Origin of the sequence: Ilumatobacter coccineus YM16-304, assembly GCF_000348785.1 — a bacterium.
In the GTDB taxonomy this organism is placed as follows: Bacteria; Actinomycetota; Acidimicrobiia; order Acidimicrobiales; family Ilumatobacteraceae; genus Ilumatobacter_A; species Ilumatobacter_A coccineus.
In genome coordinates, this window is sequence record NC_020520.1 from 1,676,501 (window position 1) to 1,702,164 (window position 25,664).

Consider the following 25,664-nt stretch of genomic DNA (forward strand, 5'->3'; position numbering starts at 1 on the left):
CACCTGACGTGGGTGTCAGATCGTGTCGAGCGCCGTGGCGAGGTCGTCGACGAGGTCGGCGGCGTCTTCGATGCCGACCGAGAGGCGGATGAGGTTGTCGGGCACCTCGAGCGGCGAGCCGGCGGCCGACATGTGGGTCATCGCCCCGGGGTGCTCGATGAGGCTCTCGACGGCGCCGAGCGATTCGGCGAGGGTGAACACCGAGGTCGCGTCGGCCACGCGCAGCGCCGCGTCCTTGCCGGCCTTGAGCGTGAACGACACCATGCCGCCGAAGTCCTTCATCTGCTTCGCCGCTGCTTCGTGGCCCGGATGATCGGGCAGCTGCGGGTAGAGCACACGGTCGACCGCGTCGTGGTGCACGAGCAGATCGACGATCGCCCGCGCGTTCTCGCAATGGCGATCCATGCGCACGGCGAGCGTCTTCACACCGCGCAGCACGAGGTAGCAGTCGAACGGTGCGGGCACCGCGCCGGCAGCGTTCTGGGTGAACGTGAGCTTCTCGGCCAGTTCGTCGTTCGACGTGGCCACGAACCCGCCGACGACGTCGCTGTGGCCGCCGAGGTACTTCGTGGCCGAGTGCACCACGACGTCGGCGCCGAGGGTGATCGGTTGCTGCAGGTACGGCGTGGCGAACGTGTTGTCGACCACCACGATCGCGCCGCGCTCGTGAGCGATCGACGCGATCGCCTCGATGTCGAAGCAGGTGAGCAGCGGGTTGGTCGGCGTTTCGAGCCAGATCATCCCGGTGTCGTCGGGCCAGTTGGCACGCAGCGCGTCGAGATCGGTGAGGTCGACGGCCGACCACGGGAAGCCCATCGGCGACCAGACCTTGGCGATGAGGCGGAACGTGCCGCCGTAGGCGTCGTTGCCGAGCAGGATGCGCTTGCCCTTGCTCGGGTCCTGCACCGTGAGCAGGCGCAGGATGTTGTCTTCGGCGGCGAGACCCGAAGCGAAGGCGAGGCCGTGGCGGGCCTGTTCGAGCGACGCGATCTGGGTCTCCATGGCGGTGCGGGTCGGGTTGCCCGAACGCGAGTACTCGAAGCCCTTGTGGTTGCCCACGCCGTCCTGGGCGAACGTGGTCGACAGCGAGATCGGGGTCACGACTGCGCCGGTGGTCGGCTCGGGGTCCTGCCCGGCGTGGATGGCGCGGGTCGAGAATCCCTGCAGTTCGGTTTCCTGGTCGACGTCGCCCATCAGTCGGCTCCTTCGTTCTCGCTGTTGGCGGATTCGGCCACGGCCGTGAAGTACGACAGCAGGTCGGATCGGGTGAGCACGCTGAGCGGCTGCCCGCCCGACAACACGAGCAGCGCCGGTGCGCTCTCGAGCATCTGCACCGCCAGCTCGACCTTCTGGCCGACGCCGATGGTGGGCAGCTTCGCCGACATCACCTTCTCGACCTCGGTGCGCATGGCGGCCGGGTCGCGGTGGATGACCTCCATCAGTTCGAGTTCGTCGACCGAACCCGACACCTCGGCGTTGGCGAACGGTGGCGTGTTCTTGCACACCGGGAGCTGGCTGACGCCGTTGGCCCGCATGATCTCGATCGCATCGCTCACCGGCTGGTGCGGGTTGACGTAGAGCAGGTTCTCGATCGAGGCGTTGCGCGTCTCGAGCACGGCGCCGACGCACTGATCGCATTCCTTGAGGAACCCGAAGTTGGTCATCCAGTGGTCGTTGAACACCGTCGACAGGTAGCCGCGACCGGAGTCGGGGTTGAAGACGACGACCATCGCGTCGGGGCCTTCGCGCTTGGCCACCTTGATGGCGGCCGCGGCGGCGGTGCCACCCGACCCTCCGATGAGGATGCCCTCGGTCTCGCTCACGTAGCGAGCGGTGAGGAAGCTCTCCTCGTCGCTGATCGGGATGACCTCGTCCCACAGGTCGGCGTCGTAGGCGGCCGGGAAGAAGTCTTCGCCGACACCTTCGACGAGGTACGGGCGACCCGACCCGCCGGAGAACACCGACTTCTCGGGGTCGGCGGCGATGATCTTGATGTCGGGGTTCATCTGCTTGAGGTAGCGGCCGGTGCCCGTGAGCGACCCGCAGGTGCCGGCGCCGGCGATGAAGTGCGTGATCTTGCCGCCGGTCTGGCGCCAGATCTCGGGGCCGGTGGTCTTGGTGTGCGCTTCGGGGTTGTGCGGGTTGGCGTACTGGTTGGGGCGGAACGCGTCGAGTTCGGTCGTGAGCCGCTCGGCAACCGAGTAGTAGCTGTTCGGGTCTTCCGGAGCGACGGCGACGTCGCAGACGACGACCTCGGCGCCGTACGCCCGGAGGAGGTCGACCTTCTCCTTGCCGACCTTCGTGGTCATGACGAACACGCACTTGTAGCCCCGTTGCGCAGCGACGATGGCGAGGCCGACGCCGGTGTTGCCCGACGTGGGTTCGACGATGGTGCCGCCGGGCTTCAGTTCGCCGCTCGCCTCGGCGGCGAGGATCATCTCGAGCGCCGGGCGGTCCTTCGACGAGCCGCCCGGGTTGGTCACCTCGTGTTTCATCACGAGCGAGCACTCGATGCCCTGATCTTCGCTGACCCGCTTGAGGCGGACCATGGGCGTGTTACCGATGAGGTCGAGCACCGAATCGACGATCTCGGTGCCCTCCAGTTGCGGATGCGTCATGCGATGAGAGTACCGCTGAGTCAGGGGATGGGCTCAGCGGAAGATCTTGCCGAGCGCCCGCCCGACCGCACCGGGCTGCGGCGCCTCGACACCATCGGGCAGCAGGTGCGGAGCGTGCTGCGCGAGGTGCGCCACGAGTTCGGCGGCCGACGGGTTGACCATGCCCACGTCGCCCACCACGACGGTCGGCACCGTCTCGTTGCCGTCGGCGTGCTGGCGAACGACCGCCGCGTGGCTCGGGTCGTCCCAGATGTCGTGTTCGACTCGCTCGATGCTGAGCTTGTCGAGTTGGCGGCGCAGCGACGAGCAGAAGCCGCAGCCGGGGCGCCAGTAGAGATCGACCTGTGTCGGAGTTCCCTGAGTCATGGGCTCACGCTACAAACACCACGGCTCACCCGATGGCGGTGGGCGACCGAGTTTCGGCGACGTTGTCAGATCTCGGTGCGCAGGCGCAGCGTCTCGTCGTCGGGGCGCAGTCCGTCGGCGGCGAGCACCTCGACCACTCGGTCGTGAGCGCGCACCGCCGCGGCGCGGTCGTCGGCGGCGATCAGCGCTCGGATCAGCGCTCGGTGTGCGCGTTCGGAGAGTTCTTCTGCGTCGACCGCGCGGCGAGCGAAGGTGAGCGCATCGTCGACGGCGCCTCGCCCGAGCGAGAGCTCGCTCGCCCGCGTGGCCGCCTCGACCATGTCGAGGTGGAACACCGTGCGTTCGTTGATCGCCCAGTCGGGGTCGAGCGCATCGGCGAGATACGGCCCGCGGTACAGCTCCAGGGCGGTGCGGTAGTGGGCGAGCGCATCACCGGCGTTGCGATCGCGCTCGGCTCGTCGTGCCGCAGCCATCGCTGCACGGAATCGGCCGACGTCGAGGTCGAGGCGATCGCTGGCGAAGAGGGTGATCGAGTCGCCGTCGGATCGCACCTGCCACGGAGGCGCCGATTCGTCGCTCGCCACCTCGAGCAGTTGGCGAAGATGATTGAGCGTGGCCCGCAGGTTGTTGCGTGCGCTCGTCTCGTCCTTGTCGGGCCAGAGCGCCGCGCCGATCTCGTCGCGGCGCATCGTGCGGCGGTCGACGAGCAGGAGGAGCAGCTCACGAACCATCGTGCGCTTGATCGGAATGGCCTGGTCGAGACGCTCGTCGCCGAAGGTGACCGCGGTGGGGCCGAGCACCGACACGCGAACCGGCTCCGACGGGCGGTGCGGCGTGTCGGCCAGCTCGGAGGTGGCGATCGATCCGACCGGGTCGCCGTGGCGTTCGGCGACGGCGCGCAGCGCGGCTCGTGGATCGTGGACCAGCGAGGCGAGCGCCACCCGGGCGCGCACCGATCCGCTGCTGATGGCGGCGATCGCGAGTTCGGCGAGGTGCGGCTCGTAGGCCCAGGTGCGGAGACGAGCGAGGTCGTCCCACGGCAGACGTCGTGCGGGCTCGGTGCTGTTGCGCTCGCGGAGCGCCACCAGCGCTCGCCCGACCTCGGTCGCGAGCGACAGGTCGGGGCCGGTGACCTCGTCGTCGAAGAACGGGCGCGACCTGGGCACCAGCGCGTAGATGAGCGCGCCGGCGTTGCCGAACACGTGGCGGCCGAACCCGCTGAACGGACCGGTGTCGGGGACCAGACCGTCGAGGCGCGCCGCGGCGCGGTCTTCGTGACCGTCCATCAGATCGAGCACCGCCGTGGCGATCTCGACGGTGATGACACCCCATCCCATGGCCGGAATCCGGTCGCGGTGGGCGACGGCTCTACCGAGGAGGGAGCGGGCGGTCGGCACATCGCCGGCCGACGCGCTGAAAAGTGCCGCCGTGGCCATCGCCTCGACGTACAGGTGGACCTGGCGGTCGGCGCCGATCTGCTCGGTGAGTTCGAGGGCGGCTCGTCGGTCGTCGGCGTCGAGGGCCCCCGACCACCAGGTCATCAGCGCCGCGAAGCCGCCCATGCGCCGCGCGATGCGGGCGTTGGGGATCCGCGAGAGGTCGGCGAGCACTTCGAGCGAGGCGTTGCATCGTCCGGCCTGGCCGAGTTGTACCGCCCGGTAGTAGTCGACCATGTCGGCGACCGGCTGGTACGACTGCAGGACCGGCGAACGCATCATCTCGATGGCGACGTCGGCGGAGTTGTCGAGCAGCAGCAGCCACGACTCGGCCAGAACGACGCCCGCCTCGGCGCCGGTCCCGCCGAGTGCGGCGAGTCGGGTGAGGCGCTCGTGCGTCTCGACGAGACCGTCGCGTTGCCCCGACCGGTACGCGAGGTCGCCGAGGCGCAACAGCGCGAGCACGGTGACCTCTGGTCGGTTCTGCTGGGTGGCGACGTCGATGGAGCGCTGCAACGGCTCGGCGGCGAGCGTCGGTTCGGACGCGAACACGATGTCGGCGCGCAGCATCTCGGCTTCGGCGCTCGACGCCAGCGAGTCGGGGAGCATCGCGACGATCGCCCGTCGGTCGTCGATCGAATGGCGCAGCGGAAGGTCGCGAGCGAACGCGACGAGCACGTCGAGGGCGACGTCGTCGGCGTCGGCATCGACCGCCGCGATCAAGGCGTCGCGAAGTCGGCCACGTCGCTGGAGTTCGATCGCGACCTGCGTGAGTGCCGCCCGGCGCTCGGCGGTGCTGAGACCGTCGACGAGCACCTTGCGCCACAGGTCGTGCAAGGTCCAGGTGCCGTCGCCGTTCGACGAGACGAGGGGGAGCCCGGCGAGCAGGTCGTCGGTGCTGCCGTCGAAGTCTGTGACGGCCGCGACGAGACCGTCGTCGACGAACTCGTACACGGCGACGCAGCGCAGGGCCTGCACCCGCGCCGGGTCGAGCTGTGCGATGACCTCCTCGGCGACGAACTCGTGCGCTCCGGCCACGCCCGCACGCGCTTCGAGTTCGACGAGCGCGGGCCATCCGTGGTCGTCGAGCGTGTCGCGGTCGACGCTGCGCAGCGCCGCGAACTCGTCGAGTTCGTCGGGGGTGAACGCGAGCATCTCCTCGGTGATGTCGACGGCCTCGCCCCGAGCGATCAACCGGGCGAGCTTGAGCTCGTGGCCGCCGCGGCCGCTCAGCACGATGTTGGCGTTGTCGGGGAGATCGCCGATCAGTTCGTCGAGCACGGCCCAACCGGGCGCCCCCGGCGCGAGGTGGTGGTAGTCGTCGACCACGACGGTGATCGGCAACGGGCTGAGGTGCCAGAGTTGGTCGGCGACCGAGATCTCGGGACGCGACTCGATGGCCTGCGACGCATCGTGCGCCGATGCCAGCAGTGCGATCTGGGCCGACAGTGACGCCGTCAGTTCACCGGCGTCGTCGTCACGGGCACCCATCCGGTGGAAGATCGTGTGAGACCGTGCGGTGGTGAGCGGGTCGTGGATCGTCTGGGCGAGCAGGGTGCTCTTGCCGAAGCCGGCTCCGGCGGAGATGATCGTGGCCACACGCTGGTGTCGCGACGACATGAGGTCGAGCAGTCGCGGGCGGCGGACCATCTCTCGTTGCAGTTCGGGCAGCCGGACCGGTGCGATTCGATCGTCGTTGCTGCCGTTGCCCACGACGTCACTGTAGATCGCCGCGTCGGCGCAGCCCAGAGTGCGATACTTCGGTCGTGGCATCGCTTGGACTGATCTCGTTGGTGGTCGACGACTACGACCGCGGCATTCGACACTTCGTCGACGATCTCGGGTTCGAGTTGGTCTGCGACCTCGACCAGGGCGACAAGCGGTGGGTCGTGGTGGCTCCCGCGGGCACCGCCGACGACCCGAACGCCACCCACCTCCTGCTCGCGCAAGCGAGCGACGACGACCAGCGTGCTCGCATCGGCGACCAGACCGGCGGTCGTGTCTTCCTGTTTCTGCACACCGACGATTTCGAGCGCGACCATCAGCGCATGCTCGGACGAGGTGTGCAGTTCCTCGAAGCGCCTCGGCACGAGGAGTACGGCACGGTTGCCGTGTTCGTCGACGCGTTCGGCAACAAGTGGGACCTGTTGGAGCCGGCGTGACGGCACCGCTCGACCTGACCGTGCGGGTCGCCGACGCGCTCGGCGCCGCGGTGCTGGCCGCGGCACGGCTCGGTGGCGGCGATGTCGCCGAGGCGTATCGCATGGTCCTCGACGATGGCCGCACCGTGTTCGCGAAGACCCACCGCGACCCACCGCCGCACTTCTTCGAGACCGAAGCATCCGGTCTCGACTGGCTGCGCGACGCGGATGCGATCGCCGTTCCACAGGTGCTGGCGGTCGACTCGGCGATGCTGGTGCTGGAGTGGATCGACGAGGGCCGTGCCGCGAGCGCGACCGAGACGAGTTTCGGTCGCGGACTCGCAGCGCTGCACCGAGCCGGGGCTCCGTGCTTCGGACGCGACGACCGCATGACCACCGGGAGCCGCCGCCTGCCGAACGAACCGTGCGACACCTGGGCCGAGTTCTACGCCACCAACCGGCTGCTCCCGCTGGTGCGGCTGGCGACCGATCACGCGGCGCTGTCGCCGACGTGTCTCGAGCGGCTCGAGCGCACCGCATCTCGGCTCCCCGAGTTCGGCGCTGCCGACGAACCCCCGGCACGACTGCACGGTGACCTGTGGGCGGGCAATCGCCTGGTCGACACCGGGGGGTCGAGCTGGCTGATCGACCCGGCGGCGCACGGTGGCCACCGCGAGTTCGACCTGGCGATGATGCAGTTGTTCGGCGGCTACGGGCCGGAGTGCTTCGACGCGTACGACGACGAGTTCCCCCTCGCCGACGAGTGGGAGCAGCGCGTGCCGCTCCATCAGTTGGCGCCACTGGTGGTTCACGCCGTCAAGTTCGGTGGCGGCTACGCCGCAGCGACCGAACGCGCCCTCGACGCGCTCGGCATCTGATCAGGCAGCGGGCAGACTGGGGAGATGAGCGCACCCGCTGCCGACACGTCCGTCTATCTCGACCGGCTCGACCGGGTTCGCGCGGCGATGACCGAGCACGACATCGACACCCTGTTGCTGTCGGTCGGCCACGACCTGCCGTACCTCACCGGCTACACGGCGATGCCGCTCGAACGGCTCACGATGCTGGTCGTGCCGCGTGACGGCGACGCCAGCATGATCATCCCCGGACTCGAAGCGGCGCGCGTCGTCGAACAGCCCGGCGTGTTCACCCTCGTCCCGTGGGGTGAGACGCAGGATCCGACGGCGATCGTCGGTCGCCTCGCCGCGGGCTCCGGCCGCGTCGCCATCGGCGATCAGATGTGGGCCCGGTTCCTCGTCGAACTGTTGCCCCACATCCCGGGCGCCGAGTACACCCGGGCCGTCGACGTGGTCGGCGAGTTGCGGATGAAGAAGGATCAGGCCGAGATCGATGCGCTCGCCGCAGCCGGCGCCGCGGTCGACAAGATCGCCGGGGAGTTGCAGCGCGGCGAGATCCCGTTGGTCGGACGCACCGAAGCCGAGGTGTCGGCGCACCTGAGTCGACGCATCATCGAAGAGGGGCACCAGCGGGTGAACTTCGCGATCGTCGCCGCCGGCGAGAACGCGTCGAGCCCACACCACCATGCCGGTGAGCGGGTGATCCGCGAGAACGAGATCGTGCTCTGTGACTTCGGCGGCACGATGAACGGCTACTGCTCCGACACGACCCGGTGCGTGTTCACCGGCGAGATCGCCGGCGACGTGGCCGAGGCGTACGCCGTGCTGCACGCCGCGCACGCGGCCGGGGTGGCGGCGGCCACCGTCGGCACACCGTGCGAAGACGTCGACCGGGCGGCACGAGCGGTCATCGCCGACGCCGGGTACGGCGACTACTTCATTCACCGCACCGGTCACGGCATCGGCCTCGAGGAGCACGAGGATCCCTACATCGTCGAGGGCAACGACCTCCCGCTCGCCGCCGGCCATGCGTTCAGCATCGAGCCGGGCATCTACGTGCCGGGCGAGTGGGGCATGCGGCTCGAAGACATCGTCGTCGCCACCGACGGCGGGCCGGCGCCGGTCAACCACTCGAACCACGACCTCGTCTCCGTCGACGCCTGACCCGCCGAAGCAACGGCGTCGCCGTCGTTCAGAGTCGGGTGGGGTCGACCTCGGGGCTGTAGTCGGTGAGGTCGATGCTCATGTCGGCACCGACGAACTGGGCCAACACGCCGGAGTCGAGCGCACAGAACGTCTCGGTTCCTCCGGAGACGACCACGTCGACGCAGCGAGCGTCTTCGCCCGCGATCGGCTTGGTGTACGACGCGGAGTCACCGATTCTGCGACTGGCACTGCTCCGGAGGCGGTCGGCGAAGGCCTGGCCGAAGAAGTCGTGGCGGAGGGCGACGTCGGAGATGCGCGCCTCGTTGAGCTCGGCTTCGCATTCGTTGGTGAGCACGTTGCACGTCTCGTCGCCGTCGGCGCTGCTCGTGAACTGCGTGGTCGCCGTGGGCGTCGCAACGGTCACCACGAGCAGATCGTCGTCGGTCTGGACGACCGACGCAGTGGCCGACACCCCGCCGTAGTGGAGTTCGGTCTCGTAGTCGGCGGTGAAGGTGGCGCCGTCGGTCGATTCGAGGCGGTCGAGCACCAGGTCGATGTCGTCGCTCCCGGTGCTGACGAGCGCTGCACTGCCCTCTTCGTCTTCGAAGCTCGGCCGTTCGCCGGTGAAACACCCTGCGAGCACGATGGCGGCGGCTCCGAGCACTGCGGCGGTTCGTCCCGATCGATGCGTGACCATGATGACGCCAGGCTAGGTCCGGCGGCCGAGAATCCGGCGTCGCACGTGACGTGTCGACACCGATCTCGGGAGCGGGTCGGGAAGACCACAGTTACCCTCAGCGACCGTGATTCGACTCGATGCCGCGACGGTGCTCCTGCAATGGGCGACGGGCGGCATGCTGTTCTGCTGGTACACCACCCGGCACCGCGTCGTCGGCATCGGATACGGCTGGCTGCTGCGCGCCACGTACTTCTGCTTCGCGGCGGGTGCGCTCGCAGTCGGGCTCGCATTCGACACCAACTGGATTCGCGAAGCGTCGTCGCTCGGTGTGGCCCTCGCCTGCGTCGTCGGCCTCGTCGTGTCGGTCCAACGCAAAGACGCCGGCGTCAGCGGACAGAACGCCGAGTTCGACCGGCGATCCGAACGGGTCGCCGCCATGACCGGAATCGAACGAACCGGGCGTGCCGACGAAGGGGCTGACGACGCCGGGGGAGCCACCGATGCTGCGTCGCAGTCGTCATCGGTCGCCGCCGAGTTCCCACCGATCCTCGACCTCGTACCGGTGCTCATCGGCGTGATGGGGCTGGTCGCCGCCTCGCTCGACGCCGGCGGCAACGCTGCGGTCGCCCTGCTGCGAACGCTCGTCGGTGCAGCCTTCATCGGGGCCATCAGCGACGGCATGTTGCTCGGGCACTGGTACCTGGTGCAGCCGGGTCTACCGCGCCGACTCCTCAACGAGATGGTGACCGCGCTCGGCTGGTTGTGGCCGCTCGAAGTCGGTGCGCTGCTGCTTCCCACCGGCATGATCAGTGTGTGGACCGGTGCCGTCGACGACGGATGGGGCGGACTGCTCGGGTGGATGTGGGGCGCATGCGCCATCACCACGATCATCCTGGTGTTCGTCACCCGGGCGGCACTCAAGGAGCGCTACTACTCGGCGGTCATGGCAGCGACCGGCCTGCTCTACCTGGCGATCCTCACCGGGTTCGGCACCGACATCGTCGCCCGGGCCGTGCTCGATCAGACCTGATCCGACCGCACCGCGCGTCGGTGTGGGCGAGACGGCGCCGGTTCGCGAGGCGCAGCGGCAAGTAGGGTGAGCCAATGGCACGACCGGTGTGGAACGGAACCATCTCCTTCGGTCTCATCGCGATTCCGGTGAAGCTGTACCACGCCGTGCGCAAGAAGTCGGTGTCGTTCAACCAGCTCGACGAGCGGAACATGGCTCGTATCCGGTACCGCAAGGTCAACGCCGACACGGGCGACGAGGTGAGCGACGCGCACATCGTCAAGGGGTACGAGATCTCGAAGGGGCGCTACGTCATCATCGACCCCGACGAACTCGAACCCTTCATGCCGGCGGTGTCGAAGACCGTCGACCTCGAGGAGTTCGTCGACCTCGAAGACATCGATCCGGTCTACTTCGACACGGCGTATCACCTCGCCCCCGACGTCGACAATCCGAAGCCGTACGTCCTGCTGGCCCGAGCGATGGAGGCCAGCGGCAAGGTCGCGATCGGTCGTTTCGTGATGCGCAACAAGCAGTACACCGCGGCCATTCGTGCCGAGGAGGGCCGGCTCGTCATGTCGTCGTTGGCGTATGCCGACGAGGTGGTCGATTGGACGACGATCGAAGAACTCCGAGGCCTCGACGACGTCGAGGTCAACGACAAAGAGGTCCTGATGGCGGAGTCGCTCGTCGAGTCGCTCAGCGGTGAGTTCGAGCCCGAGCGCTACCACGACGAGTACCGCGAGCAGGTCATGGCGCTCATCCAGATGAAGGCCGATGGTGAGGAGATCACCGCGCCCGAGGTCGAAGCAGAACGGCCCAAGGTCATCGACATCATGGCCGCGCTCGAAGCCAGCGTTGCCGCGGCCAAGGAGTCCCGAGCCCGGCATCCGGCGGCCAAGGCGTCGGGCGGCGGCACGGTGAGTTCGTTGGCGAGCAAGAAGCAGACCGCCGCCAAGAAGACCGCGGCGAAGAAGAGCGCCGCCAAGAAGTCAGCAGCCAAGAAGAGTGCGGCCAAGAAGACCGCCGCGAAGAAGACCGCGGCCAAGAAGACGGCAACGAAGAAGCGAGCGGCCAAGAAGAGCGCGACGAAGCGTTCGAGCGCCAAGGCGAAGAAGACGGACACCAAGAAGTCGGCGTGAACACATGACGGTCGTCTCGATCGACGGGCGCGAGGTCACGCTCACGAACCTCGACAAGGTGCTGTACCCGTCGGGGTTCACCAAGGCCGAGGTCGTCGACTATCACGCCCGCATCGCGCCGTGGGCGATCCCGCACCTCGCCGATCGCTGCCTGACGTTCCGTCGGTTCCCCGACGGCACCGATCGCGACGGGTTCTTCGAGAAGCGGTGCAACAAGCATCGTCCCGAGTGGGTGCCGGTGTCGCTGGGTCCGGGCGATCGGCGTGGCGGCATCGAGTACTGCCGCATCGAAGAACCGGCCGCGATGGTGTGGGCCGCCAACCTGGCAGCGATCGAACTCCACGCACCGATGGCGCATGCGGTCGACATCGACACGCCGAGCACGCTGGTGTTCGACTTCGATCCGGGGCCGAAGACCTCGGTCGTCGAGTGTTGCCAGATCGCGTTGGCGACCACGGCGGTGCTCGAATCGGTCGGGCTCCAAGGATGGTGCAAGACCTCGGGGTCGAAGGGGCTCCAGATGTACGTGCCGCTCAACACCCCCGGGGCCACGCATCAGGGTGCAGCCGACTTCGCCCTCGCCGTCGGACAGGTGCTCGAGCGGCAACTGCCCGGCAAGGTCACCACGATCATGGCCAAAGACGTGCGCCCCGGGAAGATCTTCGTCGACTGGAGCCAGAACGCGCTCCACAAGACCACGATCGCCCCGTACTCGCTGCGCGCCCGGCCTCGTCCGACCGTGTCGACGCCGGTCACCTGGGACGAGGTCGAGTCGTGCGCGAGCGGCGACCTCGACCTCGTGTTCGAAGCCGGCGACGTGCTCGAACGCGTCGACGAGTTCGGCGACCTGTTCGAACCGGTGCTGACACTGCAGCAAGAACTCCCGACACCGCAGTCCTGACGGCGGCGCGCTGAGCGCCATGTCACGTCGGTGATGACACGTGACGCGGTCCTCGCTGCGTCACACTGGGGCGGTGAGGCGTGGCATCGGAATCGGCGGAGTGTGTGCGCTCGTGGTCGCCGGATGCGCCTCCGAACCGGCCGTGGAGTCGGCGGTCGACACCATGCCCCCTGCGGCATCGGCACCGGCCAGCACCAGTACCTCCACCACCATCACCGTCCCGAGCGTCACCACCATTCCGACGGTCTCCACGACGACCGGCCCGCTTCCGTCGCCGACGGTGTCACCGTCGAGCCTGCCCCCGTCGTCCGCGGTTCCGCCGACGACGAGCGTGCTGCCCGTGTCCGGACCGGTCGACGAAGCCGACGCGGATGGACTCGACGAGACCGTCGACCCGCTCGGCGAGGTCGTGTACGACGATCCGACGTTCGACATCGGACCGCAGGTCGACATCGACATCGATCTCGCACGGTTCCCGGTCGACGACGCCGGCATCGGCGGTGGCGCTCCCGAACCGGGAGCTCCCGACGAGCCCGACGACACGCCGCTCACGGGGTGGGCTGCGGTCGACCGGTATCTCGAATCGGTCCTCGTCGTCCCCGGCAACACCGCAGCGGCGCTCGCCGTGTCGATCGGCGGCGACGTCGTCCACACCGCAGCCTTCGGGGAGCGCGACCCCTCCACCGGTGACCCGGCCGAACCGCACGACCGCTTCCGCATCGCGAGCATCTCGAAGCCGATCACGGCGATCGTCGCCATGACGCTGGTCGAGGACGGCGTCGTCGGTCTCGACGACCCGATCGGCGGAGTGCTCGCCGAACACGTCGGTCTGTCGTCGGTGTCGTCCGGCGCCCAGCAACTGACCTTGCGCCGGCTGCTGTCACACCGCAGCGGCTTCGGCAAGTACGAGTCGACCTTCTTCCGCAGCGGGGCCGACGACTGCACCGACGCGGCACGCCAGGGCCTGGCTCGCGGTGTCGGTGGCGGGGGCTACATCTACAGCAACATGAACTACTGCCTCGCCGGGCTGCTCATCGAAGCGCTCACCGGCCTCACCTACGAACAGGCTGCATATCAGCAGCTTCTCACCCCGCTCGGTATCTCGGGGATGCGTCTCGCTCCGACGTTCGACCCCGGTCCCGACGAGATCCAACACCAGACGACCGACGGGCGCAACTACATGGAGACCCTCGGGGGAGCGGGGTCGTGGATCGCCTCGCCGACCGACCTCGTCACGATCCTCGACTCGCTCGACCTCTCCACGTCGGGTTTCAAGCCGCTCGACCAGTCGACCGTGTTCCAGATGGCGATCCCGGTCGGTGGGCAGTACGGCCAGCGCGGCTATGGCCTCGGCCTGATTTCGTACGGTGACGGCAGATTCGGCCACACCGGCACCATCGAGTCGACGCACGCGATGCTGCTCAATCGTGGCGACGGCGTCACCTGGGCGCTCACGGTCGCCGGGCAGTCACCGAGCGAATCGACGGCGCTCGAACAGATCATGAACCGAGCGTTCGAAGCCGGCGGTTTCGTCACCGGCTGACCCGAGCGACGCGTCAGGCGATGGCGCCGGCAGCGCGCAGCGCGTCGGCGTCGAAACCCAGTTCGGCGATGATCTCGAGCGTGTGCTCGCCGTGACCGGGAGCATCGCGACTCACCCGCTGTGGTGTGCCGTGCAAGCGGGCCGCAGGGCGCGGCTCGCGAACTCGTCCGGCGATCGGATGGTCACGTTCGACGAACACCTCGTTGTTGATCACCTGCGGATCGCTCGGCAGGTCGTCGAGCGTGTTGATGCGCGACGACGGAACATCGAACTGGGCCGACCGCTCGATGAAGTCGTGCAGCGAGCAGTTGGCGGCGGCGTCGGCCAACTCGGTCACCATCTCGCCGAAGTTCGCCATCCGCGACAGCGTGTCGGCGAAGCGTGGGTCCTCGGCGAGTTCGGGGCGACCGAACGCCGCGGTGAGTCCCTGGAACTCGCTGTCGGTCACTGCGCTCGCACTCGCGAAGCCGTCGGCGAGCCGCGTGACGCCGTAGTTCGCCGCCAACGTCGGCTGGCGGTTGGCGTCGTCGTCGAGGATCACGGCGTCCATCCCCGAATCGGGCCACATGAACGCGATGGCCGCGTCGAGCATCGCCAACTCGATGTGTTGGCCGCGCGCTTTGCCGGTCGCCCGGGCGAACAGTGCCGCGGTGATCGATTGGCACGCGGTGTAGGCGGCGGCCTTGTCGCACAGCAGCGTGCGGAACATCGCGGGCTCGCCGTTGGCCGGGTCGGACTGCACGCTCGCCAAGCCCGACGCGGCCTGGATCACGTTGTCGTACACGCGACGGTTGCTGTACGGCCCGTCGGGGCCGTAGCCGGAGATCGACATGTAGATCAGGTCGGGGTTGATCTCGGCGAGTTCGTCGTAGCCGAGCCCGAGACGGGCCATCGCTCCGGGGCGGAAGTTCTGGATGAGGACGTCGGTGTCGGCGACGAGCCGTCGGACGACCTCCTTGGCCTCGTCGGTCTTGAGGTCGACGACCAACGAGCGCTTCCCGCGGTTGTTGTTGGCGAAGATGCCGGTCATCCCGTTCTTCGACGTGCCGAGAATCCGCATGATGTCGCCGAAGCCAGGCGTCTCGACCTTGACGACCTCGGCCCCTTGGTCGGCGAGCATCATCGCGGACAACGGCCCCGAGATCATCACCGAGAAGTCCAACACTTTCACACCGTCGAGTGGCCCCATGGCGTGATGATTGCACGGCGACGGAGTCCTCTGACGAAGCGGGCTACCGTCGCGTCGAGATGGAGTCCGACGACGAGCACCGATCGGCGACGCCCGAACCGTCGATGCACCTTCCGATCACGGTGATCGGCGGCTACCTCGGAGCGGGCAAGACCACGTTGCTCGACTCGATCCTGCGACGCTCGCACGGCGTGCGATTCGGGGTGATCGTGAACGACTTCGGTGCATTGGGTCTCGACGCCGGTCTGCTCGACGATGCCGCACCGGACGGCGTCGTCAACCTCCCCAACGGTTGCGTCTGCTGCACGCTCGGTGGCGACCTCTACGAAGCACTGACCACGCTCGCGTCACTCGACCCGCCGCTCGACCAGATCGTGATCGAGGCGAGCGGCGTCGCCGATCCGGCCGCCACCGCAGCGTGGGGCACCGTCGCCCCGTTCAGCCCAGGCGGCACCATCGTGCTCGCTGCCGCCGACACGATCCGCAGGCAGTCGCGCGATCGCTATGTCGGCACCGAGGTGATGCACCAGCTCGAGGGCGCAGACATCGTGGTGATGACGAAGATCGATCGGTGCACCGACGACGAGCTCGACGCCGTCGCCCGGTGGCTCGCCGGCACGACCGCCGCACCGGTCGTGCGCGCTGCGCACGGCGACATCCCGATCGAGATCATCCGACCGCACCGCCCGCCTGCGTCATCGGGTGTCAGACACCCGATGACGCAGGCGCACGGCGACATCCTCATCGAGGAGCATGGAGCGGTCGTCGGTGCGGCGTACACGACGTGGTCGTTCGAGTCGACGACGGGCGTGTCGAGCTCTGGGCTGCAGTCGTTTCTCGACGAGCTTCCCGATGGGCTGCTCCGGCTCAAAGGGGTCGTGGCCGATGGCGATCGGCCAGGACATGGCTTCCACGTCGACGTCGTCGGGCGCCGTGTCGACCACCGCCCGATCGCTTGCGACGCGCCGGTCGTACGGCTCGAAGCGATCGGGGTGCGCGGCCTGCTCGACGACCGCGACATGGACGTGCTCGCGGCAACGCACCTCGACCGACCACGACCACCCCGCGCCGACTGACCGAGCCGTTCAGGTGGCCGGGAACTTCTCACCGGCAACGACGGTGCCCCACACGTCGATGTCTCTGATCGTCATCGGATCGACGGTGAGCGGGTCGTCGCCGAGCACGGTGAAGTCGGCGGCCTTGCCGCACTCGATCGAACCGAACTCGGCGTCGAGGTGGAGCTGATAGGCCGCACCGAGGGTGACCGCACGCAGGGCCGATTCGGCCGAGATGCGCTCGTCGGGGCCGAGCACCCGGCCCGACGGCGTGACGCGATTGACCGCGCACCACATCGTGTGCAGGTGCCCGAGCGGCGTCACGTTCGCGTCGCTGTGGATCGAGAACGACACACCCTCGCGCTCGGCGGTTCGACAGGCCTCCATCCGGCGCGCCCGCTCAGGACCCACGGTGATGTCGTGGTGCTGGTCGCCCCAGTACCAGATGTGATTGGTGAAGATGTTGGCGCACATCCCGAGCTTCGCCATGCGTCGGAACTGCGCCGGTGAGGTGAGCTGACAGTGCTGCACCGTGTGCCGGTGATCGAGCCACGCATGCTCGATGAGGAGCTGTTCGACCGTGTCGATCCAGAGGTCGATGGTCATCGTGCCGTTGCAGTGCGTGTGGATGTTGATGCCGCGCTCGTGGAACGGACGACAGATGTCGAGCAGCTGTTCGGGTGCGGTCATCCAGACACCGTGGTCGGTACCGGTGTAGTAGCCGGGCCAGTCCATCTTCGCCGTGAAGCCCTGGATCGACCCGTCCAGGATGATCTTGATGCCGGCGGTGCGGAGCTTGTCGGAGTCGTCGTCGCGGAGCCGCAGGATCGCGTCGGCAGCTTCGGCCCAGTCGGTCGACCCCGGCGGGAGCGCGGCGACGTGCCGTTGGAGGATGCGGGCCGGGAAGCCGTCGCGCTCGACCGTGGCGTGCCAGAGATCTTGTGACGCCGGACGCTGCAGACCTGCCGATGCGAGGTCGACGAGCGTGGTGATGCCCTGATTGGCGCAGATCTGTCCGAGGGCCTCGATCGCGGCCGGCTCGTTCATCGCTCGCAGAATGCGCTGCAGCGCGGAGCTCGCGGCCGCCATCATCGCCGGGATCTCCTGCAGCTCACCGTTCGGTTCGCCGTCGTCGTCGGTGGCGATGCCGACCGTCGTCGAGTGTCGGCTCACGTCGTGAGCCCTGAGCATGGCCGAGTTGACCGTGGCGAGGTGAGCGCTGGCATGGAACACGAACACCGGTCGTTCCATCGCGGCGTGGTCGAGGTGTTCACGGGTGAGGCGTGCTTCGTCGGTGAAGTAGATCGGATCGAACCCGCCGACCACGATCGGTTCGAGCGGATCGGCACCCGCTCGGGTCATCTCGTCGTCGAGATCGCGTAAACGGTGGATCAGCTCGTCGTACGTTCGAACGCCCGGTGCGGTGCCGTCGAGGCGGTGCCGGTCGAACCATCCGACGTAGGGGAGCAGCGCGAACGCTCCTTCGAGGCTGTGTGCGTGCGCTTCGATCATGCCAGGGACGAGCACGTGCTCGTCGAAGGTCCGGTCGATCGTGTGTGGGCCCCACGAGGTGCACTCGTCGAGTGACCCGGCGGCGAGGATGCGACCCTCGCGCACGGCCACCGCGTCGACCACGGGCTGCGACGGATCCATCGTCACGATCTTGCGGGCGGTGTAGACGACGTTCTCGGTGTCCATCGCTGCGACCGTAGTTGGCGGTCGGGCGGCGCGGGTCAGCTCGGCCAGGCCGAGGTGGGGCCGCCGTCGTAGCCGACGTGCACCGTCTCGCCGGGCTCGAGCAGCAGCCCGGGATGCGTGCGGGCGGCGAGGCGAGCGCCGTTGGCCAGCTCGAGTTCGTAGCGAACGTCGTGGCCGTAGTACTCGATCTCGGTCACCGTTGCGGCGTGGAGGCCGTCGAGCGGGAGCCGCTCGATCGAGACCTGCTCGGGACGGACGAGGATCTGCATCGCGCCGCCGCCCTTGAACCCGCGGTGATCGGAGATCGGAATCTCGCCGAGCATGGTGGTGGCGTGGACCCCGTCGCCGACGGGGGAGCCGTCGACGAAGTTGGCTTCGCCGACGAAGTTGGCGACCCACGGTGTGGTGGGCGTTCGGTACAGCTGGTCGGGCGTGCCGTACTGTTCGATGTTGCCGTTGCGCATCACGGCGACACGGTCGCCGAGGACGAACGCTTCGTCTTGGTCGTGGGTGACGAAGATCGAGGTGACGCCGACATCGCGCAGGATGCGGGCGACCTTCGAGCGCACCTGGACCCGGAGCCCGGCGTCGAGCGCCGAGAACGGCTCGTCGAGGAGCAGTACCGACGGGTTGGGCGCGAGGGATCGGGCCAGCGCCACGCGTTGCTGCTGCCCACCCGAGAGCGTCTCGGGTAGGCGGTCGCCCAGGCCGTCGAGTTCGACCAGGCGGAGCAGTTCGTCGACTCGCGACGATCGATCGGCACGCGACAGTTTCGTGCCGGGCGAGCGCAGGCCGAACGCGATGTTGTCGGCGACGCTCAGATGCGGGAAGAGCGCACCGTCTTGGAACACCATGCCGATGTTGCGGCGCTCCGGCTTCACCCAGTCGGACGGACCCGACACGACCTGATCGCCGACCGAGATGGTTCCGGTGTCGGGTCGCTCGAGTCCGGCGATGGCTCGAAGCAACGAGGTCTTGCCGCAACCGGAGGGACCGAGGAGGGCGACGACCGAACCGGCCTCGATGTCGAGCGACACGTGATCGACCGCCCGAGCGGTGCCGTCGTAGCTGACCGAGACGCCGTCGACCGTGACACCGCGGCGCGGCAACGTGATCGTTGCGGGAGCAGCGGCGGCAGGCAGGCGTTGCACTCCTTGTGAGGGTAACCGAACAATTCGCCAGTCGTGCTGTCGGCGCCGCAGGGTCGGTCGGCCTCGGCGATCGATCAGCGACCTGATCGTTAGGGTTGCTTCACCTACGGCCACGTGGGTACCTTCCATGTGATGTCCGAGCTGGTGATCGATCGCCCCCACGTGGGGGATGGCGACGAGCGCCACGGTCGCGAACTCGTCGACGTACTCGGCAACGCGGCGCTCCGGCGACATGGCCGTCGCACGGCGGTGCACGTCGGCGATCGTTCGGTGTCGTACGCCGAACTGGCGAGGCTCGCCGCCGAGCGGTGCACCGAGTTCGGCGTCGGACGGCGTCTCGTGGTCATCGGCGGCGGCAACGACCTCGACGTCGTCGTCACGCTGCTCGCCTGCATCGAGGGGCGTCATCCGTTCGTGCTCGTCGAACCATCGGCGGCTGCGCTGGCCGGCATCGAGTCGTATCGGCCCGACGTGGTGGTCACCTGCGAACCCGACCGGGTTGGCATCGACCACCGCACCGACCCGACCGTGCCGTCGCCGCATCGCTTCCATGCCGAACTCGCCGGTCTGGCGAGCACCTCGGGCTCGACCGGTGCGGCCAAGCTGGTCCGCTGGTCGGCGCGCGGACTCGCATCGAACGCCGTCGCCATCGCCTCGTCGCTCGATCTCCGTGACGACGACTGCGCGATCACCTCGCTGCCGATGCACTACTGCTACGGCCTGTCGGTGCTCACCTCACACCTCGTCGTGGGAGCGCGGATCGTCCTCACCGACAACTCGGTCGTCGACCCGTGTTTCCGCCACGCCGTCGTCCGGCACGGAGTGACCACGCTGGCCGGCGTGCCGTACACCTTCGACCTGCTCGAACGCGGTGGCGGTGACCTGCTCGACAGCCCGACGTTGCGCCTCGTCACGCAGGCCGGGGGTCGCCTCGCGCCCGCTGTCGTGTCGAGGTTGGCGCAGCGAGGTCGGCGATCGGGCTGGGACTTCGTGGTGATGTACGGGCAGACCGAGGCGACTGCACGCATGGCATACCTGCCGCCCGACGAGGTCGAGGCGCACCCCGAGTGCGTGGGCGTCGCGATTCCGGGCGGCGAGCTGTCGATCGATCGGAGTGGGTGCGACGACGCCACAGCGACCGACGCCGACGTCGGCGAGATCGTCTATCGCGGGCCCAACGTGATGATGGGGTACGCGACGAGCGCGTCGGATCTGGCGACCGGCCGAGAGTTCGACGAACTCCGCACCGGCGATCTCGGTCGCATCAACGACGCGGGGTTGCTCGAGATCGTCGGTCGGGCCAATCGCTTCCTCAAGATCCACGGAAAGCGGATCGACCTCGACCATCTCGAAGCGACGCTGCAGGCGACGGTCGGCGACGTCCGGTGCGCCGGGGACGACGAACTGCTCGTCGTCGCGGCCCTTCGACCCGACCCCACCGGTGAGCCCCCGGCGACCGCCGCCGACCTCGCTCACGCTGCGGCACAGCACGTCGCGATCCCCGCCGGGCGCATCGCTTCGATCGTCGTCGACGAATTTCCTCGTACGTCGTCGGGCAAGATCGATCGCCCGGCGCTCGTCGCGGCCGGTCGCAGCATCGACGGAGGACCGGCGCAGCCGAGCACCGACGCGTCGGTCGCTGAGGCGTTCCGGCTCGTGCTCGGCGTCGACACCGTCGCTCCCGACGACACGTTCGCCGGGCTCGGGGGCGATTCGTTCTCGTACGTCGAGATGTCGATCAGGTTGGAAGAGATCATCGGCACCGTCCCGTCCGACTGGCACGTGCTCTCGGTCGGCGAACTCGATCGCCTGGTCGGAAGCAAGCAGCGCCGACGGTTCGTCACGCAACTCGAGACGAGCGTCGTGATCCGAGCGATCGGCATCTCGCTGATCGTCTGCACCCACATGCGCGTCTTCCGTCTCGCCGGGGGAGCGCACACGCTGCTCGCTGTACTCGGCTACAACTTCGCTCGTTTCCAGCTCACCGCCGTCGACGTCGGTGCGCGCCTCCGGTCACTCGGCTCGACCATCGCTCGCGTCGCCGTGCCCACGAGCGTGTGGATCGGGCTGAATGCGCTCCTGTTCGGCGGCTACAGCCTCGGCGCCGTGCTGCTCGTCAACAACTACACCGGGGGAGCCGCGCGGCGCGACGGTCGATGGGAGTACTGGTACTTCGAGACGTTCGTCCAGGTGATGATCGTGCTCGGGCTCCTGTTCTCGTTCGCCCGGGTGCGACACGCCGAACGGCGCGCGCCGTTCGCATTCGCGCTCGGCGTCCTGGCGATCACCTGGCTGTTCCGGTTCGACGTGATCGCGCTGGGCGGGAGCTACAACTACCTGTTCCGCACCCACACGGTCGCGTCGTTCGTCGCTCTCGGCTGGTTGGCCTACCGGTCGACGACGAACGTGCAGCGCCTCGTCGCCACCGCCGCCACGGTGGCGACCAGCGTCGGCTACTTCGGGCAGACCGACCGTGAATGGCGCATCATCGTCATGGTCACGGCATTGATCTGGATCCCGCGCATCTCGCTGCCCACGCCGGTCGCTCGCGTCGTCGGCGTCATGGCCGCGGCCTCGATGTGGACCTTCCTGGTCCACTGGCAGGTGTGGCCGCTGTTCACCCCGTGGCTCGACGATCGCGTCGCCTACCTGCTCACGATGGCCACCGGTGTCGTGGTGTGGCGGGTCGCGGTGCTGATCGGCCGATGGTGGAACGATCAGCGGCGACGTCGCACGGTCGGGCGCAGCACCAGCAACCAGGTGAGCACGCCCGACACCGCGATGAGCGTGAGTGACGCGAGCCCGGTGAGCGCGTAGAGCCCTTCGTTGAACCCGCCCCAGATCTCGGTGGCGAGCGTCGGGAAGTCGAGGGGTGCGAGCAGCAGTGTGGCGGGCAACTCCTTGACCGTGGCGAGGAACACGAGGCCGCCGCCGGCCAGCAGCCCCGGACGCATCATCGGCAGGTCGACGCGGAGCACCCGCCGAGCGGTGCGCGGTTCGAGCAGCCGACTCTGCTCGCGGACATGGTCGGGGACGGCTCGGACCGCCTGTTCGGCACTCGCCAGCGCCTGCGAGCCGAAGTGGATCACGTAGCCGATGATGAGCAGCGAGAACGACTGATACAGCCACCCGATCCCCGGAGCATTGAGTGCGATCACGGCCAGCGCGAGTGCGATGACCAGACCCGGGATGGCGAAACCGCCGAGCACGGCCCCTGCTGCCACGCTCGTCGCGGTGCTGGGTCGTCGCGTCGTGGCCAGTGCGATGGGCAGCACGACGAGCACGGTGACGATGGCCGCGATCACGGCAACGGTGGCGGTGTTGATCGCCGGGTCGGTGAGGTCGCCGACGTCGAGGCGACCGTCGGAGAAGCCCCGACGGGTCCACACCAGGAGGCTGAGCACCGGGACCACGAGGCCAACGGCGAGCGTCGCCGCACACGCGAGCGTCGCCGGAATCCGCTTCCAGCCGAGCGTGGCCGGGCGATGGTCGATCGCCGCCGATCGCTGGTCGACGCTCGTGCGACCCCGCAGACGGCGTTCGAGCGTGACGACGACGACGGCGAGGACGAGCAGGGTGGTGGCTGCGGCGAACGACGTGGCCCGGTCGGCCTGCCGCGTCACGAAGATCACACGGGTCAGCGTGTCGTAGCCGAGCAACTGCACGGCCCCGAACTCCGACAGCGTGTAGAGGAAGACCAGGAGCCCTCCGCCCAGCACGGCCGGTCGGATCTCGGGAGCGATGATCCGGAAGAACACTCGGCGAGGGCTCAGGCCGAGCAGGGTGGCACTCTCGGCCAGGCTCGTGCGGAGCGAGTCGAGTCGGGCCGAGACGGGCAGGAGCACGTACGGGTACGTGAACGCAGTGAGCACCAGCCAGCTGGCACCCAGCCCGCGGAATCGTCGTGGGGCGTCGACCCCGATGAGGTCGAGTGCATCGTGGATGACGCCGCCCGGCGCGATGCCGGCGATGAACGCGCCGGCGCCGACGAACGAGGGCAGGACGAGCGGGAGGACGAGGGCGATGCGCCACACGCGTCGAAACGGCAGGTCGGTGCGAACGGTCAGCCACGCCAGCCCGGTTCCGAGCAACGTGGCCGAGAACGACACCAGCGTGGCGAGTTGCACGGTCCGCCAGAGCGGACCTCGGATGTCGTCGAGGGTGTCGGAGAACGACGCGTCGAGGGTGACGGTTCGGGCGACGACGAACAGCGCGGGCGCCGCGAAGATCGCGCCGATGGCGATCGCTGCAACGGTGATGCCCGACCAGCGCCGCGGTCGACGGGGTGCGGCCGTGTTCGTCGCGTCTGCGGGCATCGAGCGAAGTCTGGCAGCTTCGCTCGATGTTGCGACGTTCAGCTCTCGAGCCCGGCGGCTTCGATCATCGCTCGGGTCTGACCGAGTCCGCCTTCGAGTTCGTCGAGGTCGATCGATCCGACGTCACCGAACTCGATCGGCGGCACGTTGCCGGCGGTCGGCTGACCCGGCACGAGCGGGTACTCGAACGTCTCGTTGGCGAAGTACTGCTGGCCTTCGTCGGAGAGCAGGAACTGGAGGAACTGGTCGGCCAGATCGGCCTTGTCGCTCCCGGCGACGATGGCGGCGCCGGTGACGATGAGCGTGGCCCCGGGGTCGCCGTCGGCGAAGACGTGGTTGGCGCTCGGCTGATCGGGGTTCTCGGCCAGCTGGCGGAAGTTGTAGTAGTGGTTGACGAGGCCGACCTGCACATCGCCGCGCCCGACGGCGGTGACGATGGCGTTGTTGTTGGCGTAGGCGACCGGGTCGAGCGCGGCGAGGTCGCTGAGCCATGCGGCGGCGACGTCTTCGCCTTCGGTGAAGCGCATCGCGGTCACGAAGTCCTGGAACGAGCCGTTGCCCCCGGCCACGCCGATCTCGCCGGCCCAGCGGTCATCGGCGACCAGGTCGAAGATCGAGTCGGGAAGCTCGGCCGGATCGACGTCGTCGGTGTTGTAGACGAGCACACGCTGACGGCCCGAGATGCCGACCCAGCGCCCGTCGTCGTCGCGAGTGTTCGGGTCGACGAGATCGAGCGTCGCCTGTGGGATCTGCGCGAGGTTGGCGTCGACGAACCCGATCGACCCGGGGCTCTGCGACAGGTACACGTCGGCTTCGGCCCGACCGGCGTCGGCTTCTTCGTTGATGAGGAGCGCGAGGTCGGCCGAATCGCCGTACTTGACCTTGACGTCGATGCCGCTCTCCTCCTCGAACCGATCGATGATCGGCTGGATGAGGCTGTTGCCGCGACCCGAGTAGACCGTGATGCTGTTGCCGTCGTCGCCGCCGCACGCGCTGGCGACGAGCGCAGCGACCGCGACTCCGATGAGGGCGAATGAGCGATGAGTCCGGAGCTTCATGCGATGAGCGTATGCCGTGTGAAGTTTGCCTAACAACCTGACCGGACGCCGGTTCTGAGAGAATCACGGCATGGACGAATTGTCGAAGCAAGGACGCCCCGTCGACGAGGTCATCGCGGAGCTGACCGAGAAGCGAGCGAACGACGTCAAGTGGGCCGATGGCAAGACCTTCGGCATGGTGTACGACGGTGGCCCGTCGGTGCACGAGGTGGCCGAGCAGGCAGCCCGCCTCTATCTCCACGAGAACGCGCTGAACACCCAGGCGTTCCCGTCGTTGGCCGCGATCCAGCGTGAAGTGGTCGGGTGGACCTCGGCGCTCCTGAACGGCGACGACGACGTGGCCGGCTTCCTCACCAGCGGCGGCACCGAGTCGATCCTGTGCGCGGTGCTCGCAGCGCGCAAGCGCGCCGCTGCCGAACGCGGTGTGATCGCCCCCGAGATCGTGCTGCCCGAGACCGCACACGCGGCGTTCCACAAGGCGGCCGACAACTTCGGGCTCATCGTGCGCAAGGTCGCCGTGAAGGCCGACTACACCGCCGACGTCGACGCGATGGCGCTGGCGGTCAACGAGAACACGGCCCTGGTCGTCGGATCTGCGCCGCAGTACCCGCAGGGCGTGCAAGACGACATTCCGGCGATCGCCGCGCTCGCCCAGTCGGTGGGAGCGAGCTGCCACGTCGACGCCTGCATGGGCGGCTTCGTGCTGCCGTTCGCCGAACGTCTCGGACGCGAGGTGTCGCCCTGGGACTTCCGCGTCGACGGGGTCACGACGATCTCCGCCGACATTCACAAGCTCGGCTACGCACCCAAGGGCGTGTCGGTCATCCTGCACCGCACGAAGGAGTTGCGGAAGTACCAGACCTTCGTGTTCGGCGACTGGCTCGGTGGCTTCTACGCCTCACCGAACATGCAGGGCACCCGTTCGGGCCTGCCGATGGCGTGTGCGTGGGCGGTCATGCAGCATCTGGGCATCGACGGGTACGTCGACCTCACCCGCCAGACGTTGATCAACGCCGACAAGATGCGCGCCGGCATCATGGCGATCGACGGCATCAAGGTGCTCGGCGACGGGCAGTTCCACCTCGTGGCCATGGCGTCCGATCCCGATGCGAGTGGCACGCCGGTCGATGCGTTCGCACTGGGCGACGCGCTGCTCGAGCGGGGCTGGTACCACGATCGCCAGACGCCGCCCGACAACCTGCATTCGACGGTCAGCAACACCAACTCCGGTGTGATCGACGACTACCTCACCGATCTCGAGGCGTGCGTCGCCGCTGTTCGTGGCGACACCACCGACGATCGCAGCACCACCTACGCCACCCTCGAGTGACCGGGTAGCGGCACGTCGTGGCCGTCGGA

20 protein-coding genes are annotated in these 25,664 nt (G+C 68.3%); 10 read left to right on the forward strand and 10 right to left on the reverse strand.

The window, feature by feature from the left end; translation table 11 throughout:
• Nucleotides 1-15: 15 nt before the first annotated feature.
• From YM304_RS07525 to YM304_RS07540, 4 genes are all read right to left on the reverse strand, one after another.
• Nucleotides 16-1,194, reverse strand: coding sequence for a cystathionine gamma-synthase (locus YM304_RS07525; RefSeq protein ID WP_015441061.1), 1,179 nt, complete (start codon nt 1,192-1,194; stop codon nt 16-18).
• A complete protein-coding gene (locus YM304_RS07530) occupies nt 1,194-2,618 on the reverse strand; it encodes a cystathionine beta-synthase (RefSeq protein ID WP_015441062.1) in 1,425 nt (474 codons plus the stop codon). Before YM304_RS07530 ends, YM304_RS07525 begins: the two co-directional genes overlap by 1 nt.
• Nucleotides 2,619-2,651: 33 nt before the next feature.
• Entirely contained in the window at nt 2,652-2,984 is a 333-nt protein-coding gene (locus YM304_RS07535; protein WP_015441063.1) for a glutaredoxin family protein, read from the reverse strand.
• Nucleotides 2,985-3,049: 65 nt separating this feature from the next.
• Nucleotides 3,050-6,133 carry a BTAD domain-containing putative transcriptional regulator gene (locus YM304_RS07540; RefSeq protein ID WP_015441064.1) on the reverse strand — a complete coding sequence of 1,028 codons (3,084 nt, stop codon included), beginning with the start codon at nt 6,131-6,133 and terminating at the stop codon, nt 3,050-3,052.
• Nucleotides 6,134-6,186: 53 nt separating this feature from the next.
• Here YM304_RS07540 and YM304_RS07545 point away from each other — a divergent pair, with 53 nt between their 5' ends.
• The 3 genes from YM304_RS07545 to YM304_RS07555 are packed head-to-tail and all read left to right on the forward strand — an operon-like array spanning nt 6,187 to nt 8,582.
• On the forward strand, nt 6,187-6,582 hold the full coding sequence (locus tag YM304_RS07545; protein WP_015441065.1) for a VOC family protein: 396 nt from the start codon (nt 6,187-6,189) through the stop codon (nt 6,580-6,582).
• A complete protein-coding gene (locus tag YM304_RS07550; protein WP_015441066.1) occupies nt 6,579-7,439 on the forward strand; it encodes a fructosamine kinase family protein in 861 nt (286 codons plus the stop codon). The genes YM304_RS07545 and YM304_RS07550 overlap by 4 nt, the downstream gene beginning before the upstream one ends.
• A gap of 24 nt (nt 7,440-7,463) precedes the next feature.
• On the forward strand, nt 7,464-8,582 hold the full coding sequence (locus YM304_RS07555; RefSeq protein WP_015441067.1) for a M24 family metallopeptidase: 1,119 nt from the start codon (nt 7,464-7,466) through the stop codon (nt 8,580-8,582).
• 28 nt (nt 8,583-8,610) lie between these two features.
• Here YM304_RS07555 and YM304_RS07560 read toward each other — a convergent pair whose 3' ends face one another.
• Nucleotides 8,611-9,261 carry a hypothetical protein gene (locus YM304_RS07560; RefSeq protein WP_015441068.1) on the reverse strand — a complete coding sequence of 217 codons (651 nt, stop codon included), beginning with the start codon at nt 9,259-9,261 and terminating at the stop codon, nt 8,611-8,613.
• Nucleotides 9,262-9,367: 106 nt separating this feature from the next.
• On the opposite strand from YM304_RS07560, the gene YM304_RS07565 reads away from it, so the two are divergent.
• The 4 genes from YM304_RS07565 to YM304_RS07585 all read left to right on the forward strand — a co-directional run bounded on the left by YM304_RS07565 (nt 9,368) and on the right by YM304_RS07585 (nt 13,838).
• A complete protein-coding gene (locus YM304_RS07565; protein ID WP_015441069.1) occupies nt 9,368-10,273 on the forward strand; it encodes a hypothetical protein in 906 nt (301 codons plus the stop codon).
• A 74-nt stretch (nt 10,274-10,347) separates the two neighbouring features.
• A complete protein-coding gene (gene ku, locus YM304_RS07570) occupies nt 10,348-11,394 on the forward strand; it encodes a non-homologous end joining protein Ku (protein ID WP_015441070.1) in 1,047 nt (348 codons plus the stop codon).
• A 4-nt stretch (nt 11,395-11,398) separates the two neighbouring features.
• Complete coding sequence (gene ligD / locus YM304_RS07575; protein ID WP_015441071.1) at nt 11,399-12,295, forward strand: non-homologous end-joining DNA ligase; 897 nt, start codon at nt 11,399-11,401, stop codon at nt 12,293-12,295.
• 73 nt (nt 12,296-12,368) lie between these two features.
• A complete protein-coding gene (locus tag YM304_RS07585) occupies nt 12,369-13,838 on the forward strand; it encodes a serine hydrolase domain-containing protein (protein WP_154723358.1) in 1,470 nt (489 codons plus the stop codon).
• A gap of 13 nt (nt 13,839-13,851) precedes the next feature.
• Here YM304_RS07585 and YM304_RS07590 read toward each other — a convergent pair whose 3' ends face one another.
• Nucleotides 13,852-15,027, reverse strand: a complete 1,176-nt coding sequence (locus YM304_RS07590) for a CaiB/BaiF CoA transferase family protein (protein ID WP_015441074.1) — start codon at nt 15,025-15,027, stop codon at nt 13,852-13,854.
• A gap of 59 nt (nt 15,028-15,086) precedes the next feature.
• Between YM304_RS07590 and YM304_RS07595 the strand changes: the two genes are divergently transcribed.
• Nucleotides 15,087-16,103 (forward strand): CobW family GTP-binding protein, encoded by a 1,017-nt coding sequence (locus tag YM304_RS07595; protein ID WP_015441075.1) that lies wholly within the window; start codon nt 15,087-15,089, stop codon nt 16,101-16,103.
• Nucleotides 16,104-16,112: 9 nt separating this feature from the next.
• Here YM304_RS07595 and YM304_RS07600 read toward each other — a convergent pair whose 3' ends face one another.
• Together YM304_RS07600 and YM304_RS07605 are read right to left on the reverse strand one after the other, a co-directional pair.
• The gene (locus YM304_RS07600) at nt 16,113-17,780 is read right to left on the reverse strand and encodes an amidohydrolase (RefSeq protein WP_015441076.1); all 1,668 of its coding nucleotides are present in this window, start codon (nt 17,778-17,780) and stop codon (nt 16,113-16,115) included.
• Between the two features lie 35 nt (nt 17,781-17,815).
• On the reverse strand, nt 17,816-18,931 hold the full coding sequence (locus YM304_RS07605) for an ABC transporter ATP-binding protein (protein WP_015441077.1): 1,116 nt from the start codon (nt 18,929-18,931) through the stop codon (nt 17,816-17,818).
• Nucleotides 18,932-19,063: 132 nt separating this feature from the next.
• Here YM304_RS07605 and YM304_RS07610 point away from each other — a divergent pair, with 132 nt between their 5' ends.
• Nucleotides 19,064-21,748 (forward strand): AMP-binding protein, encoded by a 2,685-nt coding sequence (locus tag YM304_RS07610; protein ID WP_015441078.1) that lies wholly within the window; start codon nt 19,064-19,066, stop codon nt 21,746-21,748.
• On the opposite strand, the gene YM304_RS07615 is transcribed toward YM304_RS07610, so the two are convergent.
• Nucleotides 21,649-23,247 (reverse strand): ABC transporter permease, encoded by a 1,599-nt coding sequence (locus YM304_RS07615; RefSeq protein WP_015441079.1) that lies wholly within the window; start codon nt 23,245-23,247, stop codon nt 21,649-21,651. The genes YM304_RS07610 and YM304_RS07615 overlap by 100 nt on opposite strands.
• Nucleotides 23,248-23,285: 38 nt before the next feature.
• Nucleotides 23,286-24,305 carry an extracellular solute-binding protein gene (locus tag YM304_RS07620; protein ID WP_015441080.1) on the reverse strand — a complete coding sequence of 340 codons (1,020 nt, stop codon included), beginning with the start codon at nt 24,303-24,305 and terminating at the stop codon, nt 23,286-23,288.
• Nucleotides 24,306-24,375: 70 nt separating this feature from the next.
• Between YM304_RS07620 and YM304_RS07625 the strand changes: the two genes are divergently transcribed.
• Nucleotides 24,376-25,635 (forward strand): pyridoxal phosphate-dependent decarboxylase family protein, encoded by a 1,260-nt coding sequence (locus YM304_RS07625; RefSeq protein WP_015441081.1) that lies wholly within the window; start codon nt 24,376-24,378, stop codon nt 25,633-25,635.
• Nucleotides 25,636-25,664 lie beyond the last annotated feature (29 nt).

What these genes read in the sequence shown, in the direction of transcription:
- YM304_RS07525 (WP_015441061.1), bottom strand. Translation starts at nt 1,194, where the DNA reads ATGGGCGACGTCGACCAGGAAACCGAACTGCAGGGATTCTCGACCCGC.
- YM304_RS07530 (WP_015441062.1), bottom strand. Translation starts at nt 2,618, where the DNA reads ATGACGCATCCGCAACTGGAGGGCACCGAGATCGTCGATTCGGTGCTC.
- YM304_RS07535 (WP_015441063.1), bottom strand. Translation starts at nt 2,984, where the DNA reads ATGACTCAGGGAACTCCGACACAGGTCGATCTCTACTGGCGCCCCGGC.
- YM304_RS07555 (WP_015441067.1), top strand. Translation starts at nt 7,464, where the DNA reads ATGAGCGCACCCGCTGCCGACACGTCCGTCTATCTCGACCGGCTCGAC.
- YM304_RS07560 (WP_015441068.1), bottom strand. Translation starts at nt 9,261, where the DNA reads ATGGTCACGCATCGATCGGGACGAACCGCCGCAGTGCTCGGAGCCGCC.
- ku (WP_015441070.1), top strand. Translation starts at nt 10,348, where the DNA reads ATGGCACGACCGGTGTGGAACGGAACCATCTCCTTCGGTCTCATCGCG.
- ligD (WP_015441071.1), top strand. Translation starts at nt 11,399, where the DNA reads ATGACGGTCGTCTCGATCGACGGGCGCGAGGTCACGCTCACGAACCTC.
- YM304_RS07590 (WP_015441074.1), bottom strand. Translation starts at nt 15,027, where the DNA reads ATGGGGCCACTCGACGGTGTGAAAGTGTTGGACTTCTCGGTGATGATC.
- YM304_RS07595 (WP_015441075.1), top strand. Translation starts at nt 15,087, where the DNA reads ATGGAGTCCGACGACGAGCACCGATCGGCGACGCCCGAACCGTCGATG.
- YM304_RS07600 (WP_015441076.1), bottom strand. Translation starts at nt 17,780, where the DNA reads ATGGACACCGAGAACGTCGTCTACACCGCCCGCAAGATCGTGACGATG.
- YM304_RS07610 (WP_015441078.1), top strand. Translation starts at nt 19,064, where the DNA reads ATGTCCGAGCTGGTGATCGATCGCCCCCACGTGGGGGATGGCGACGAG.
- YM304_RS07615 (WP_015441079.1), bottom strand. Translation starts at nt 23,247, where the DNA reads ATGCCCGCAGACGCGACGAACACGGCCGCACCCCGTCGACCGCGGCGC.
- YM304_RS07620 (WP_015441080.1), bottom strand. Translation starts at nt 24,305, where the DNA reads ATGAAGCTCCGGACTCATCGCTCATTCGCCCTCATCGGAGTCGCGGTC.
- YM304_RS07625 (WP_015441081.1), top strand. Translation starts at nt 24,376, where the DNA reads ATGGACGAATTGTCGAAGCAAGGACGCCCCGTCGACGAGGTCATCGCG.